General features: G+C 64.4%; 17 protein-coding genes. 6 read left to right on the top strand and 11 right to left on the bottom strand.

Annotated features, from left to right (window positions below):
* Positions 1-8 precede the first annotated feature (8 nt).
* From ACTG4K_RS01895 to ACTG4K_RS01865, 7 genes are all read right to left on the bottom strand, one after another.
* A complete protein-coding gene (locus ACTG4K_RS01895) occupies positions 9-1,454 on the bottom strand; it encodes a GntP family permease (protein ID WP_439112499.1) in 1,446 nt (481 codons plus the stop codon).
* Positions 1,451-2,551, bottom strand: a complete 1,101-nt coding sequence (locus ACTG4K_RS01890) for a patatin-like phospholipase family protein (protein ID WP_439112498.1) — start codon at positions 2,549-2,551, stop codon at positions 1,451-1,453. The genes ACTG4K_RS01895 and ACTG4K_RS01890 overlap by 4 nt, the downstream gene beginning before the upstream one ends.
* A 173-nt stretch (positions 2,552-2,724) precedes the next feature.
* On the bottom strand, positions 2,725-3,105 hold the full coding sequence (locus ACTG4K_RS01885) for a hypothetical protein (protein ID WP_439112497.1): 381 nt from the start codon (positions 3,103-3,105) through the stop codon (positions 2,725-2,727).
* Positions 3,106-3,138: 33 nt separating this feature from the next.
* Positions 3,139-3,867 carry an ABC transporter ATP-binding protein gene (locus ACTG4K_RS01880; protein ID WP_439112496.1) on the bottom strand — a complete coding sequence of 243 codons (729 nt, stop codon included), beginning with the start codon at positions 3,865-3,867 and terminating at the stop codon, positions 3,139-3,141.
* Entirely contained in the window at positions 3,864-5,054 is a 1,191-nt protein-coding gene (locus ACTG4K_RS01875; protein ID WP_439112495.1) for an ABC transporter permease, read from the bottom strand. Before ACTG4K_RS01875 ends, ACTG4K_RS01880 begins: the two co-directional genes overlap by 4 nt.
* Positions 5,051-6,247 (bottom strand): efflux RND transporter periplasmic adaptor subunit, encoded by a 1,197-nt coding sequence (locus ACTG4K_RS01870; protein WP_439112494.1) that lies wholly within the window; start codon positions 6,245-6,247, stop codon positions 5,051-5,053. The genes ACTG4K_RS01875 and ACTG4K_RS01870 overlap by 4 nt, the downstream gene beginning before the upstream one ends.
* On the bottom strand, positions 6,244-6,870 hold the full coding sequence (locus ACTG4K_RS01865) for a TetR/AcrR family transcriptional regulator (protein WP_439112493.1): 627 nt from the start codon (positions 6,868-6,870) through the stop codon (positions 6,244-6,246). Before ACTG4K_RS01865 ends, ACTG4K_RS01870 begins: the two co-directional genes overlap by 4 nt.
* 359 nt (positions 6,871-7,229) lie before the next feature.
* Between ACTG4K_RS01865 and ACTG4K_RS01860 the strand changes: the two genes are divergently transcribed.
* The 3 genes from ACTG4K_RS01860 to ACTG4K_RS01850 all read left to right on the top strand — a co-directional run bounded on the left by ACTG4K_RS01860 (position 7,230) and on the right by ACTG4K_RS01850 (position 8,420).
* The gene (locus ACTG4K_RS01860; protein WP_439112492.1) at positions 7,230-7,799 is read left to right on the top strand and encodes an energy transducer TonB; all 570 of its coding nucleotides are present in this window, start codon (positions 7,230-7,232) and stop codon (positions 7,797-7,799) included.
* Positions 7,800-7,852: 53 nt separating this feature from the next.
* Positions 7,853-8,071, top strand: a complete 219-nt coding sequence (locus ACTG4K_RS01855; protein ID WP_439112491.1) for an antitoxin — start codon at positions 7,853-7,855, stop codon at positions 8,069-8,071.
* Positions 8,072-8,204: 133 nt separating this feature from the next.
* Positions 8,205-8,420 (top strand): phage holin family protein, encoded by a 216-nt coding sequence (locus ACTG4K_RS01850; protein WP_439112490.1) that lies wholly within the window; start codon positions 8,205-8,207, stop codon positions 8,418-8,420.
* Between the two features lie 16 nt (positions 8,421-8,436).
* Here ACTG4K_RS01850 and ACTG4K_RS01845 read toward each other — a convergent pair whose 3' ends face one another.
* Positions 8,437-10,137 carry a M48 family metalloprotease gene (locus ACTG4K_RS01845; RefSeq protein ID WP_439112489.1) on the bottom strand — a complete coding sequence of 567 codons (1,701 nt, stop codon included), beginning with the start codon at positions 10,135-10,137 and terminating at the stop codon, positions 8,437-8,439.
* Positions 10,138-10,196: 59 nt separating this feature from the next.
* Between ACTG4K_RS01845 and moaC the strand changes: the two genes are divergently transcribed.
* The 3 genes from moaC (at position 10,197) to ACTG4K_RS01830 (ending at position 11,290) form a co-directional block, all read left to right on the top strand.
* Entirely contained in the window at positions 10,197-10,727 is a 531-nt protein-coding gene (gene moaC, locus ACTG4K_RS01840) for a cyclic pyranopterin monophosphate synthase MoaC (protein WP_439112488.1), read from the top strand.
* A gap of 28 nt (positions 10,728-10,755) precedes the next feature.
* Entirely contained in the window at positions 10,756-10,926 is a 171-nt protein-coding gene (locus tag ACTG4K_RS01835; RefSeq protein ID WP_439112487.1) for a nucleotidyltransferase family protein, read from the top strand.
* Positions 10,927-11,155: 229 nt separating this feature from the next.
* Positions 11,156-11,290: a HepT-like ribonuclease domain-containing protein gene (locus ACTG4K_RS01830; protein ID WP_439112486.1), complete on the top strand. Its 135-nt coding sequence runs from the start codon at positions 11,156-11,158 to the stop codon at positions 11,288-11,290.
* Positions 11,291-11,680: 390 nt separating this feature from the next.
* Here ACTG4K_RS01830 and ACTG4K_RS01825 read toward each other — a convergent pair whose 3' ends face one another.
* The 3 genes from ACTG4K_RS01825 to ACTG4K_RS01815 form a co-directional block, all read right to left on the bottom strand.
* On the bottom strand, positions 11,681-12,493 hold the full coding sequence (locus ACTG4K_RS01825; protein ID WP_439112485.1) for a pilus assembly protein: 813 nt from the start codon (positions 12,491-12,493) through the stop codon (positions 11,681-11,683).
* 8 nt (positions 12,494-12,501) lie between these two features.
* Complete coding sequence (locus tag ACTG4K_RS01820) at positions 12,502-13,068, bottom strand: pilin (RefSeq protein WP_439112484.1); 567 nt, start codon at positions 13,066-13,068, stop codon at positions 12,502-12,504.
* A 112-nt stretch (positions 13,069-13,180) separates the two neighbouring features.
* Positions 13,181-13,756, bottom strand: coding sequence for a pilin (locus ACTG4K_RS01815; RefSeq protein ID WP_439112483.1), 576 nt, complete (start codon positions 13,754-13,756; stop codon positions 13,181-13,183).
* Positions 13,757-14,087 lie beyond the last annotated feature (331 nt).

The following is a 14,087-nucleotide window of genomic DNA, read 5'->3' as shown; positions in this document are numbered from 1 at the left end:
GGGGGCTTTCAGAACGAACCGAAGGCGCTGCCCAGCACCACCACGACCACCAGGGCCAGCACCGGAATGGCCACGGCCACGACAAAAATGTCGGTGTAGGCTTGGCGGTGGCTCAGCCCGCAAATGCCCAGCAGCGTAATGACGGCACCGTTGTGCGGCAGCGCGTCCAGCCCGCCGGTGGCGATGGCGGTCACGCGGTGCAGCAGGTCGGGCGCCATGCCGGCGGCCTGCCCCATGGCCAGCCAGGTCTCACCCAGGGTTTGCAGGGCAATGCTCATGCCGCCCGAGGCCGAGCCGGTGATGCCCGCCAGAATGTTCACCGCAATCGACACCGACACCAGCGGGTTGCCTGGCGCAATGGCCAGCACCGCGTCGCGGATGAGGGCAAAACCCGTCAGCAACGCGATGACCGCACCAAAACCCACCTGAGAAGCGGTGTTCAGCAAGGGCAGCACCGAGCCGCTGGCGCCTTGCTCCAGCGTGCGGCTCAGGTGCGGCAGGTGCGGGCGCTGCAGCACCACCAGCAACACAATGGCCGCCGCCAGCGCGGCGATCACGGCCCAGATGCCGCGCACGTTGCCAATGGCCGTGGCGCCAAAGCGCGGCTCGGCCAGGTAGGCGGTGTCCAGCGCCGGCAGCAGCCAGGTGGCCAGCAGGTAGTTCAGCGCAATCACCAGCACCACTGGCGCGATGGCGCGCGCCAAGGCGCGGCCGTTGAAGTCGGGGTGGGATGCGGTTATGGGCGTGGCTTGTGATCCCGCTTGTGGTGTGGCCAAAGCCGGGTCGCGCGGGGCGGCGGGTTCGTCGTGCTCGCCGTAGCCTTCACCGCGCGCTTTGGCGTTGGCTGCGCGGCGCACCAGCCACAGCGTGCCCAGCACCAGCATCACGGCCCCGCCAATCAGGCCCAGGCCGGGCGCGGCAAACGGCGTGGTGCCGAAGTAGGGCATGGGGATGGCGTTTTGAATCGCGGGCGTACCGGGCAGCGCCGTCATGGTGAAGGTGAAGGCGCCCAGCGCAACCGTGCCGGGAATGAGCCGCTTGGGCAGGTCGGCCTGGCGAAACAGCGCCGCCGCAATCGGGTACACCGCAAACGCCACCACGAACAAGGAAACCCCGCCGTAGGTGAGCACCGCACAGGCCAGCACAATGGCCAAAATGGCGCGCTGCGCGCCGAGCCAGGCCACGATGGCGTGCGCAATGACGCGCGCTGCGCCCGAAGCCTCCATGAGCTTGCCAAACACCGCGCCCAGCAGAAACAGCGGAAAGAACGCGATCACAAAACCACCCAGCGCTGGCATGAAAACCTGCGTGTAGCTGGCCAGCAGCGGGGCCTGCGGGCTGAACAGCGTGGCCAGCAGCGCCATCAGTGGCGCCAGCAGCAACACGCTCACGCCGCGGTAGGCCAGCGCCATCAGCAGCACCAGCGCCAACACAATGCCTGCGATGCTGGTCATGGCGCGAGCACCTGTGCCAGATTCAAGCTGCTGCGCCGGCCCATGTCGGCGCCGTGTTGTTCCAGCCACTGCCCGGCCGCCGCGCGGCCCAGCCCGTGCAGTTCCTGCAAAAAGCTCCACTGCGTGTTGTTCTTGCTTGCTGCGCCCAGCTTGCTCAGCGAAGCGCCGCCATCAATCAGGTGCACGCGCAAGGCCTCCACGCGCTGAAACAACGGGTTGCGGTACTGGTGTCCCGGCCGGCCTTCGTCTTCAATCAGTTGCTTGAGCAGCGCAATCGAGCGCATTTCTTTCAGCAGGCTGGCGTTGAACGTCACCTCGCTGATGCGATCCAGAATGTCGCTGGCGCGGGTGGGCAGATCGGCACGCTCGATCGGGTTGATCTGCACCAGCAGCAGGTCGTCGGCATCGCTCTGCGTGATGAGCGGCATGAGTGACGGGTTGCCCGCGTAGCCGCCGTCCCAGTAGGCTTCGCCGTCTATTTCCACCGCCTGAAACAGCAGCGGCAGGCAGGCCGAGGCCAGCACCATGTCGGGCGTGAGGCCGTGCTGGTCAAACACCTTCAGCGCACCGGTGCGCACCTGCGTAGCGGCAATGAACAGCTGCGTTTTGTCGCAGCGGCACACGCGCTCAAAGTCCACCGTGTCCAGCAAAATCTGGCGCAGCGGGTTCAGGTTGAGCGGGTTCAGCTGGTAGGGCGACAGCTGGCTGCCCAGCGCGCTGGCGGCCTGTTGCCAGGGCTCCACCCAAGGGGCCATCCAGGCGGTGGCAGAGCCCATCAGCCCACCCAGGGGGCTGCTTTGAATGTGGTGAAACGGTGAAAGCTCGGCCACGCGCTGCCAGAAGCGGCGCAGCGTGGCGCGTGCGCCCTCGCGCCCGCCGTCCATCAGGCCCGCCGCCAGTGCCACCGCGTTCATGGCGCCCGCGCTGGTGCCGCTCACCGCCGCGATTTCCAGCCCTTCTTCTTCCAGCAGGCGGTCGAGCACGCCCCAGGTAAAGGCGCCGTGCGAGCCGCCACCTTGCAAGGCCAGGTCCAGTTGCAGCTTGGTACCCGCCGGGCGGCTGGCGGCGGTTGGGCGTGGGCGGGCGGGGCGTGTCATGGGCGGTCCTGCTGAAAACAAAATCAAGTTCCATTGTGCACCGCACCATATTGCCGCGACAAGGCGCTTGCAACCCGCCCGCAGGCTGCCTTTTCAGCCTGCCCAGGCACCCGGGGCCAGACGCGTCTGCGGCTTTGTGCGCCCGTCAGCGGTGCGCGCCAGCAGGCAGTGGGTCAATCCACTTGACGGCGGGCCACCCACGCCAGCAGCACCCAGAAGCCCAGTCGCAGTGCCAGCGCGCCCACGGTGCGTGGCTCGTAGGCGCCGCCCGTGGCCACATGCACCGCAAAGGCCACGGCCACCAGCGCGGTGCTCAAGGCAATGCCGGTGGCCAGGTGGCGCGCCCAGGGCTGCGGTTTCCACAGTCCGAGCCCAGCCGCCACGTAGGCGAAACCCGCCACGAAGTTGAACCACAGCACAAAGCCCACCGTGTTGCCGAGTGCGGTGCGTGTTGCTTCGTTGCCGAACAGGCCTTGCCAGCCGCTGAACACGGTCAGGGCGCCAAAGACCACGGCCACGGCGGCCAGGGGTTTCAGGAATCGGTGGTTTCTCATGGCGGCTCCTGGGGGGCAAGTGGAGACAGGCGGCTATGCCAGCGCCCGGCCTTCGCCAGCTTCTTCTACCGTCTGCCCATCGCGTATGTGGTAAATCCGCTTGAAGGTGGGAATGATCTTTTCGTCGTGCGTCACCACGATGATGGCGGTTTGCGCGTGCTGCGCCATCTGGTTCAGGATGCGCATCACCGCCAGCGCGCGCTCGCTGTCCAGCGGTGCGGTGGGTTCGTCGGCCAAGATCACGGGGGGCTTGTTGGCCAGCGCCCGGGCGATGGACACGCGCTGCTGCTCGCCGCCCGAGAGCTGTGAGGGCTCGGCCTTGGCGCGGTGCTGCACGTCCAGTGCGGTCAGCAGTTCCAAGGCGCGCGCGCGGGCTTTCGCGTTGGGCATGCCGGCCAGCATGGGCAGCAGCGCCACGTTGTCGGTCACGTCCAGAAACGGAATGAGGTAGGGCGCCTGGAACACAAAGCCGATGCGGTCGCGCCGCAGCTCGCGCAGGTCTTTCACTTTCCAGCCGTTGTCGTAAATCACGTCGGCGCCCAGCGTCATCTTGCCGCTGGTGGGCTCGATGATGGCGCCCAGGCATTTCAGCAGCGTGCTCTTGCCCGAGCCCGACGGCCCCACGAGCCCCACCACCTCGCCCGGTGCCACCTGCATGTTGACGTGTTTGAGCGCTTCCACGGCGGTGTCGCCGCTGCCGTAGACCTTGCGCAGGCCTTCAATCAGGATGCCGCCTTGGGTGTGTGTGTTCATCGCGTTCATCCAATCGCTGCGCCAGGGTCCACCTTCAGCGCCACCCGTATCGCCAGCGTGCTCGCCAGCGCGCAAATGACCAGCGTGACCACCAGGCCGGTCACCGCGTCGCCCGGCAGCAGCAACACAAACTTCGGAAACGCTGGTGCCCAAAACGTGGCCGCCACCTTGCCCACCGCAAAGCCGATCAGGCCCAGGCCCAGCGCCTGCTGCAAGATCATGCCGGCGATGGTGCGGTCGCGCGTGCCAATGAGCTTCAAGACCGCAATCTCGCGCAGCTTGCCCATGGTCATGGTGTAGATGATGAAGGCCACAATGGCCGCGCTCACGATGGCCAGGATCACCAGAAACATGCCGATCTGCTTGGCCGAATTGGCGATCAGCTTCACCACCAGGATGTCTTCCATGCCGTCGCGCGTGTACACGCTCAGGTGCTTCCAGCGCCGTATCGGCTCGGCCACCTGCTCGGGCGTGAAGCCCGGCGCCATTTGTACCAGCACCGCGTTCACGCTGCGGCTGCTGGTCTGCAGGGCCTGCACCGCGTCCAGCAGGCCGGGGCTGCCCGGGCGGTTGAAAGCCGGGTTGGCGGCGGTGCGCGCGCGGTCGTTCAAGATGGCTTCGTTGTCTTTCAAAAACTGCGTTTCCTGCGCGTCCTTCAGCGGCACAAACAGCATCGGGTCGCCGCCGGAAGACACCATGCGCCGCGTCAGCCCCACCACCGTGTAATCGTGCCGGCGGATGCGCACTTTGTCGCCCAGTGCAAAGCCGGTTTTTACGTCGGCCACCGCCTCGTAGTGGCTGCGTGTGATGTGCCGGCCCGCCACCAGGTACCCAGGCGCACCGGGCATGCCCGGCTCCATGCCCACCACCATCACCCGCATGTCTTTGCCTTCGCGCTGCACCTGCATGGTGAGGTAGGTCACGTTGGCTGCGGCGGCCACGCCCGGCATGCCGCGCACGCTGCGCACCACGTCGTCCTTGATGCTCGACGACTCGGCATAAGGCCCCTGCGTGTCTTTTTGCACCACCCACAGGTCGGCGCGGCTGTTGCTCAGCAGCGCGTGCGCGTCGTCCACCATGCCGCGGTACACGCCCGCCATGGTCAGCGTCACGCCAATCAGCAGCCCCAGGCCCAGCCCGGTCAGCACGTACTTGCTCCAGCCGTGCAGGATGTCGCGGCCCGCCAGGCTGATCACTTGGCGCCTCCCGTGGGCACCAGTTGTTCCACCACCGCAATGCGCGCATCCGGCTTCAAGGCGCTCTGGCTGTACAGCACCACCGTGTCGCCCTCGGCCAGGCCACTCAGCACCTGCACCGAGCCGTCCAGCCCCTGCGCGCCCAGCGTCACCGGCACAAAGTTCAGCCCGCCATTGGCCCGCTGCCACACGCCGGTTTTCCCTTCGTGTTGCACCACCGCCGCGTTGGGCAGCAGCAGGCTCTCGGCGGTGGCCGGCAGGGCCAGCGTCACCTCGGCCATTTCACCCACAGAAACACCCGCTGGCAGCGCGTCAAACGCCACCATGGCCAGCCGCTCTTCGGTCACGCTGTCGGCCAGCAGCTCCACCCGCGCCACCCGGCCCGCCACCACGGCACCCGGGCGCGAGCGCAGCGCGATACGCGCCACCAGCCCCGGCGCCAGCCCGGCGCTTCGGCCCTGGTCCACCCGCAGTTTCACCCACAGGCTGGCCGGGTCCACCAGGCGCAGCACCGCCTGGCCCGCCACCACCGTGCTGCCCGCTTCGGCCTCGCGCGTGGCCACCACCGCCAGGGCCGGGGCCACCAGCTTCAGGTTGCCACGCTGCTGCACCAGGGCGGCGCGCTCGGCCTGCAGCCGCGCCGCATCTTGCGCGCTGCCGTTCAGGTTGGCCTCTGCCGCTTGCACACCTGCGTCGGCCGAAGCCACCTCTTGCACCCGTGCCTCCAGCGCACCCGCGCTGATGAAAGCTTGCCGTGCCAGGTCCTGGTTGCGCTGCAGGTTGTTGGCGGCCAGGGCGCGCCGGGCCCGCGCGTCGGCCAGCTGCGCTGCGGCGGCTTGCCGCGCGCTCTGCGCCCGCGCCGTTGCAGCGTCCAGCGCGGCCAGCCGTTGGTCCAGGTCCACCGGGTCCATTTCGGCCAGCGGCTGGCCGGGTTGCACCGTGTCGCCCACGTCCACCTGCACCGCGCGCACCCGCCCGGCCACCGTCGGTCCCACCATCCAGCTGCGCTGGGCTTCCACCTGGCCAATGCCAAAAATCTCGGGCGCCACGCTGCCTTTTTTCACCGTGGTCACCTGCACCTTGATGGGTGCCAGCGGCCCGGTGCGCAGCGCCACATAAGCCAGCGCGGCCACCAGCGCCAGCGCCAAGCCGCCCAGCAGCAGGCGGCGGGTGTTTTGGGGTTTCATCTTCATGGGGTCTCCTGGCACATCTTGGGTTGGCACGCTACAGCCACGGCCTGTTGCAAAAGTTCAAACACGGCGGGCGCCTGCGCCCGCATGGCGCCCACCTGGCCGCTCAGCAGCGACTGCATCACCAGCCCCTGCACCGAGCCAATAAACAACACCGCTGCGGCTTGCAGGTCGGTGCCGGGTTGCAGCGCTTGCTGGTCTTGCGCCTGCTGCAGCCAGTGCGTCAGCAGCAAGCGGTATTCGTGCATCAGCCGGCGCACGCGTGCCTTCAGCGGGGTGTCTTGCGGCTGCTGCAGCTCTTGAAAAATCAGGCGCGGCACGCCAGGGTGTTCCACCACAAAGTCCACATGCGCCATGAACACCGCGCGCAGCGCCTGCAACGGCTGGGCGTGCGCTGCGCCGGCGTCGCGCAGGCGCGTCAGCAGCGTCTCGCTGACGTGGTCCATCACCGCCAGCCAGACCGCCTCTTTGCTCTCGAAGTGGCGAAACACCGCGCCCTGCGTGATGCCCACCGCCTGCGCCAGCTCGGCCGTGGTCACGGTGGCCGGGCTGCGCTCGCCGGCCAGCGCCAGCGCCGCCGCCACCAGCTCGGCCTGGCGGGTGTGGGTGGGTTGTTTGGTGGACATGAGGTAATGTAATTCAGTAATTACTTATATTCAAGCAATCCACCACTTCTTGCTGATGAACCGCATCTGCGCGCGCAGGCACACTGGAGGGCATGTTTGATCGTCAGCAGCTCTGGGTCATTGTGGTTGTCATTGCGTTGCACCTTGTCGCGGCGGGCCTGATTCTTTCTGCCTCCAGCCAGGCCTTGCGAGAGCGCGCGCAGCCTCCCCAACACACCACCATCACCCTGGTGGCGGTGCTTCAGGCTGAGCCCCCACCTGAGCCACCCCCGGTTTTCAGTCCCCATTCCGCCCGACCCAAGCCGACCACCAGAAAGCCGGCGGTGGCGCAGCCCACCCCACGGCCTGCTGGCGTATTCATGGACGCACCGCCCGCGCCCACCGCGCAAGAGTGGGCGATGGCCGCCACCTACACCCTCAAAAACGCCAAGCGCTACCGCTACAACTGGGGCCAGCAAGTGCGCAGCCTGATGGGCACCGCCTTGGAGGGACCCGAGCAAGGCGCGGTGCGCTTTCGCATTGAAATCGCGCCCAGCGGCCACCTTGCCCAGCTCGACACCTTGTGGACTACCTCGCCCAGCGTGGAACAACGCGCCCGCCAAGCCGTGCAGGCCATGCCACCGCTGCCGCCCACGCCCAACGGCAAGCCCCTGGTGTTTGAGAAAACCATCGTCTTCAACGCCTACACGGCCGAAACCCCGCCGCTCTACAAATACGACTGTGAGCCCGACCCGCCCCAGCACGGCAACCGCTTCGTGTGGGACGGCCGCTCGCCCCAGGTGGCCGCCGCCCAACCTGAAACCGAAGCGCTCGACCCCGCCGCCTATGCCGAGTGTCTCAAGCAGCTGCCCCAGGACAGCATCGAAGCCGAAGCCGCCAGCGACGAGCGCCAACAAAAACAATGGGCCTCGCCCACCTTGGGGCGGTAGCGCTGCAGCTGGATGCGCGCGCGGGGGCTGAACGGGGTTCGCTCCAGCCTGGCATGTTCGGGTTCAAAAAGAACCCAGCCGCCGTGCTGCGCGGGTCGCGCAACCGGCCTGTGGCCGTGCTCAACCACAACCGCCTCGCCACTGACAGGATCGAACCGCAGGTGTTCGAAGCCATGATGAAAGAACCGGCCAACGACGATCGCCACCGCAAAGCCTCGGCCCGCCTGGCTGACCGATCGCGCGCGGTCGAGGTCAACCTGGACGAACTCTGAGGGTATCCGCCGCTACCCTCCAAACTCATCTTCAAATGGCTGTTTGCGGCTTGCGCCTTGCGGCTGGTGGCTTACACCCACCCCGGGGTTCAGATGCAACGCTTCGGCTCGGCGCGCATCGCTGCGGCCCGTCATGGTGGTGCTGGCGCTCCCGGTCACGGTGGTCACGGTGATCACGCTGGGCCTGTTTCTGTGCGTCATCAACGCCCAGATGGGCTGGGCGGCGGCCAGTTTGCTCGATGGTTTTCACGCCAACGGCTTGTGGGTCGCGCTGCGGGGCTCGCTGATTTATGCGGTGCTGATGCTGGTGGTGGACGCGGCGTTGAAGTCGCTGTTTCCCCGCTCTTAAAGCCAGGCTGCGCAGGCTACTCGTCCAGCACCGACTCGCGCAGCAGTGCCTCGGCCTGGCGCAAGCGGCTGTCCACAATCGCCAGTTCCATCGGGTCGGCGACCCGCTGCGCAGCGGGCAAAGCTTGTGCAGCCTTGAACCGCTCCACCGCACCCGCATAGTCCAGGTGCGCCACGCGCGACTCGGCTTCGGCCCGTATGGCGCGCAGCGTCTGGCCCTGCGCCTGGTAGGCCCGGGCCAGCGTTTGCCAGGCCAGCGCGTCCCGCGGGTGCTGCACCACCCAGGTCTGCAGGTGCGTGGCTGCGCGCTGCGGCTCACCGGTGGCCAGGGCCGCCTGGGCGCCCAGCAACGTCAGCGTGCGCCCACTGCCGGCCAGCGCGGCATCGCGCAGGGCAACCAGTCGCTCGGCCCGTGCGGCTGCAGCGGGGCCGGTGGCGGGCGGTGCGGTCAACAGCACCTCCAGCAGCAGCGCGTCCACCACCCAGTGCGCCGCCGGCACCGCCTGCAGGCGCAAGCGCTGCGCCAGTTCCAGCGCACGCTCAGGCTGCCCCAGCCGCAGGGCCGCCCAGGCGGCGGCATACAGCTCGCCCGGCCCGGCTTGCGGCCCTTGGCCGCTTTGCAGCCAGGCACGCAGGCGGTCGGGCCCGTTTTCGGCCAGCACACGCGCCCGCGCCGCCATGAGCGCATGCAGCTCGGGCGCCACCGGGGCCGTGCCCCGCAGCACCGACGCGCCGTTTAGAGCTGCGCCGCTGCCCGCGGGCAGGCTGAGTGTGAGCCCCGGGCCAGCCGGTGCCGGCGTATCGCGCAGCGGCCCCACCGCCGCCCGTGTGGTCTCCAGCGGCAGACGCGCGCGCATGTCGGCCATGCGCTCGCTGCTCAGCGGGTGGCTGCGCAGGTAGGGAAACGAGCCGTCGTCGCTCAGCCGGGAGGCTTGTTGCAGCTTGTCAAACATGTCCACAAAACCCTGGCCGTCAAAACCCGCTCCGGTGAGCACGCCAAAACCCACCCGGTCGGCCTCGCGCTCCATGTCGCGCGAAAAATTCAGTTGCGTTTGGGCCGCCACGGCCTGGCTGCCCAGCATGGCGGCGCTGGCCACTTCGGTGTTGGCGCGTGCGGCCAGCGCGCTCAAGATCATGGCGCCCATCATCCAGGGTGCCATGCGGTCTTGCCGCGCCACCAGCCGCGCAATGTGGCGCTGCGACACATGGCTCAGCTCGTGCGCCATCACCGAACCCAGCTCGGCCGCGCTGTCGGTGGCGGCTATCAGCCCCAGGTGCACGCCCAGGTAGCCACCAGGCAGGGCAAAGGCGTTCACGCGCCGGTCGCGCGAAATCATCAACTCCCAGGCCAGCCGCTCTGACAGCTCGGGCGGCACATCGCCCCGCGCCCGCGCGGCTGCCAGCAGCGGCTGCCAGATAGCCTGCAAATAATCGCCCAGCACCGGGTCGTCCAGGTAGTCCGGGTCGCGGTAAATGTCGCGGGCAATGCGGTCGCCCAGGCGGCGCTCGGCCGCAATCGACATACCTTGCACGTCGCCCAGGCCCGGCAAACCGCCCGAAACCAGCCCGCCCCCTTCGGCCGCAGGCGGCAGGTTTTGGGCCACGCTCAAAGACAAAGGCGCCACACCCAACGCAGCCAGCAGGGCCACGCCCAGCCACGAAGCCGCCCGCCGCGGGGCGCGGGCCGAAAGGAGCCAGTCGGTCAGGGAAAAACGCATCCCCGTATGATGCCGCCAACCCCACAAGGTTTCTGTAAAGCACGCGCAAAGCCACCGCCATGAACGAAACAACCGCCCCCACCGCCCAACCCACCAGCCCGCTCACCCACTTCGACGCCCAGGGACAAGCCCACATGGTGGACGTGGCCGCCAAAGCCAGCACCCACCGCGTGGCGGTGGCCCAAGGCCACATCAGCATGGAGCCCGCCACGCTCGCACTCATTCAGAGCGGCAACGCCAAAAAGGGCGACGTGCTGGGCATTGCCCGCATTGCCGGCATACAAGGCGCCAAAAAAACCAGCGACCTCATCCCCTTGTGCCACCCGCTGGCGCTCACACGCGTGGCGGTGGAATTTGAAGTGGACACAGCGGCCCACAGCGTGCTGTGCAAAGCCACCGCCGAATGCACTGGCCAGACCGGCGTAGAAATGGAAGCCCTCACCGCGTGCAGCGTCGCGCTGCTCACCATTTACGACATGTGCAAAGCCGTAGACAGGGGTATGACGATCAGCGGGTTGCGCTTGATGGAAAAGCGGGGCGGCAAGAGCGGGCATTTTGTGGCCACATCTCCAGCCAACGCGGCTCAATGAACAGTCCTCATCAAAGCAAAGAGCCCTCATGTTGCTCGACGAATTGCATGCGCAGCGCGAGGCCATCCACGCACTGAGCCGCCAGTACGGTGCTCGCCGCATCCGCGTGTTTGGCTCGGCGGCTCGGCGCGAGGAGCGTGCCGACAGCGATGTGGACTTCCTGGTGGACTTTCCGCGCGGCTACAACCTGTTTGCCTAACGCATGCCGCTGACTGATCGGCTGGCCCAGCTGCTCCAGCGCCTGGTGGAGCTGGTACCTGAACACGAACTGAATCGGCACATCCGAGAGCAAGTCCGGCGTGAAGTGGTGGAGCTGTGACCCAGCGCAGGCAACCTTAAGCCCTGCACATTCTGGATGCCATCGATCGCATCCACAACATACAGGCCAGAGGTGACCTGAGCCAAGACCAGATACTTTAGACGCGGCTTTGCGCAACTTGCAAACACTATCGGAAGCTACGCAACATCTGCCCGACGCGCTGAATGCCAAGCACCCCAACGTACCGCGGCGCGAAATCAGCGGGTTTCGCAATATCCTGGTACACAACTACCTGGGTGATTGAGGTGCTGAAACGGCCGCTACCGTTGCTCGTGAACGCTATGGCCCTCTGACCGCTGCAGCAAGGGCCATGCTGAACCCGGTGTGATGCCATTTGAGCGGCATGGAATCTATGCAGAACTGCACGAAATTTGATCCTAGCCGCTCCTATGAATGTGTCATACGCATCCCAGCTCATGAAGTTCAGACCAAGAGCGCACCTCGCATTAGGGTTTTCAACCCGTCTGAAGGGGAGCAGCACCCTTCAAAGCTGTGATCCATACCCACACCCAGCGCTGAAATCCAGAGCGCGATCTGTAGCGGGATGGACATGAACGCCGGAACAACCAGTGATCAAGGTTGGTGAAGGCATCAACTGGAGTTTGACCCCAATTGTTTTTGTTTCGCTAGACCATTAATTAAAATCCGACGCCGATTTTTCTGGAACTTCAAATCCGTCACCTGCGACAAACCCGATAATTTTTGCCGATGGGTCAAGAATGGCAATCCACTCTTGTTTATGCAAAACAGGTAGAAACACTGCATCGTTGATAGCCACATCATGCTTGCTAAGCAGTTTGATGACCTCGCCTGATTTACTTGGAAATTGTTTTACAAAGTCTTGCAATGGCTTCGCACGCGCCATGGCCTTAGGGCGGTAACCAAAGTCGTATGGGATGTAAAACTCCGGGCGCTGGGAGTAGTCGCGCCCCCCAAAAGCGGACTCCAGCATCACGTCTTGCCTCTCTATTAAAGTTATTGGATCGCGGATCCCTACAGTTACGGGCCGCTTCATCCATTGGGGTCTCAGTTCTGGATTTAGCAAATCGAACACCTCGCGCACATCCACATCCCCGTAATCCAACGATGTGATTACGCGAAATCTGTCCACTTCATGCACCAAGAACAAAGGGCGCGCTTGGTAAGCTGTATTCAATCCTAATCCGAGCGCTGTCAGTTGAATTGCGATCACCAAAAGCATGTCTATAATCAATTCGCGCTTTGACTTATTTGGATCGAAGAGAACAAGCGTCAGCAGAGGTCCACAAACTACGTCGACACCCACCAGCACCAGAAACAGCTTGAGGCCGCCAGACAACTGATCGTATGGAGGTGGATACCAAACAACAAATACTAGGATAGCAGCCAACGTTGCGACCAGCACTGAGCCTATTAAGTGAAGAAACGCGGCCTTAATGGCCGCTTTTAAACGATATTGGACGTACATAAATCAGCTTAACGACACTCTGCAGGAAGGTATTTGGCAGGCATAGTGCCCAGCGCGACATTGGTCATACCACGAGCGATCGCTGTTTGCGAGGTCACACCTGCACAAGCCCAGTCAATGGCCTCATTGGACGACGCCAGCGGTGCGGCACCGTTGACATTCGGCGACAGGGTAAACGTAAGGTTGTGCAAGCCTGTAGGAATGCCATTGTCAACCGTCGCTGCAACCGTCACATGAATCGCCCAGCGAGCGTCCAGCGCAAACGGAGCACAGGCCGCTCCAGACACTGCAGCGGTACCGACACACACATTACCCACATACTTGCTCTGTTTCTCCGCCACAGACGTTGAGTTTATTGCGCTAGCTGCGCCGTTCAGTCCCGTGATCCGATCTTGAGTGTAGCCTTCAGTCAACAAATTTTTAGCCGGTGAGGACGCAAGAAAGGCCTCACTGACTTTGGCTCGAACTGCAAAATCTTGGTACGCAGGCAGTGCAACTGCCGCCAAGATGCCGATAATAGCGACGACGATCATCAGCTCAATCAGGGTAAAGCCCCTGGTGCGCATAACAGGCATGACTCGCTCCCAACGCAAGTTCAGTCGTTGCAAATATAAAAAAGGCGCCCCGGGGCGCCTTTTTACTTTCAGGGTTACTTGGGGCAATGCACTGTGCATGACCCCATGCGGCTCAGCGGCATTCCGCAGGAGCGTACTTGGCCAGCAGTGTGCCCACAGTGCGGTTGGCCAGGCTGCGTGCCGTTGCAGTCTGGTTCGTCACCGAAGCACAAGCCCAGTCGATCGCACCGGTGGAGGTGGCAGTCGGGACAACTCCTTGCACGTTGGGCGAGAACACCAGCGTCTGGTTGTTGATGCCTGTCGGGATACCGTTGGCAGCCGTTGCCGCAATAGCCACAGTGATGTTCCAGTTGGCCAGAGTTTGGTCGGTTGCCGCACACAAGGCATTGGTCACGGCCAGCGCGCCGTTGCCCACACAATAGTTGGTCACGTATTTAGAAGCCTTTTCCGCGACAGGCGTCGCGTTCAGGGCAGTGGCAGAAGCAGACATGGCGCTAACGCCACCGGTTTGGAAGGCTTCCGACAACACGCCTTTGACAGAAGCCGCCGCAATGACGCCTTCACTGACCTTGGCACGGATGCTGTAGTCTTGATAAGCAGGCAGAGCCACAGCAGCCAAAATACCGATGATGGCCACCACGATCATCAGTTCGATCAGGGTGAAACCTTTTTGCATGGAACGCTTCATGAGAAAACTCCTTGGAAGGGGAAAACAGGACTGGGTCGGTTACAGGTACTACTCAGCAGGTACCGTGCCAGCCTACAAACTTCATTTTGTTGGGGCCTTTTCACGATTCAGCACCCGTAGGTAACGTTTTGTGTAATGCAGTGCAGTTTCAGGGTGACAAAAATTGTCACCTCATGCCGGACAGACAATTTTTGTCACAAGTCAAACGTCACACCCCTGCGCTGAGGCAACGGATGTTTTGTCTCAGAAACGGGCATGACTCAATCTCAACATAAGTTGAGTCGTTACAAATATAAAAATTTACCGCAGACGCAATACCAGTCCGTTAAAA

Origin of the sequence: Hydrogenophaga sp. (genome assembly GCF_965657535.1) — a bacterium.
In the GTDB taxonomy this organism is placed as follows: domain Bacteria; phylum Pseudomonadota; class Gammaproteobacteria; order Burkholderiales; family Burkholderiaceae_C; genus Hydrogenophaga.
Note: the sequence above shows the minus strand (reverse complement) of the source record. Positions and strands in the feature narration are given on the sequence as shown.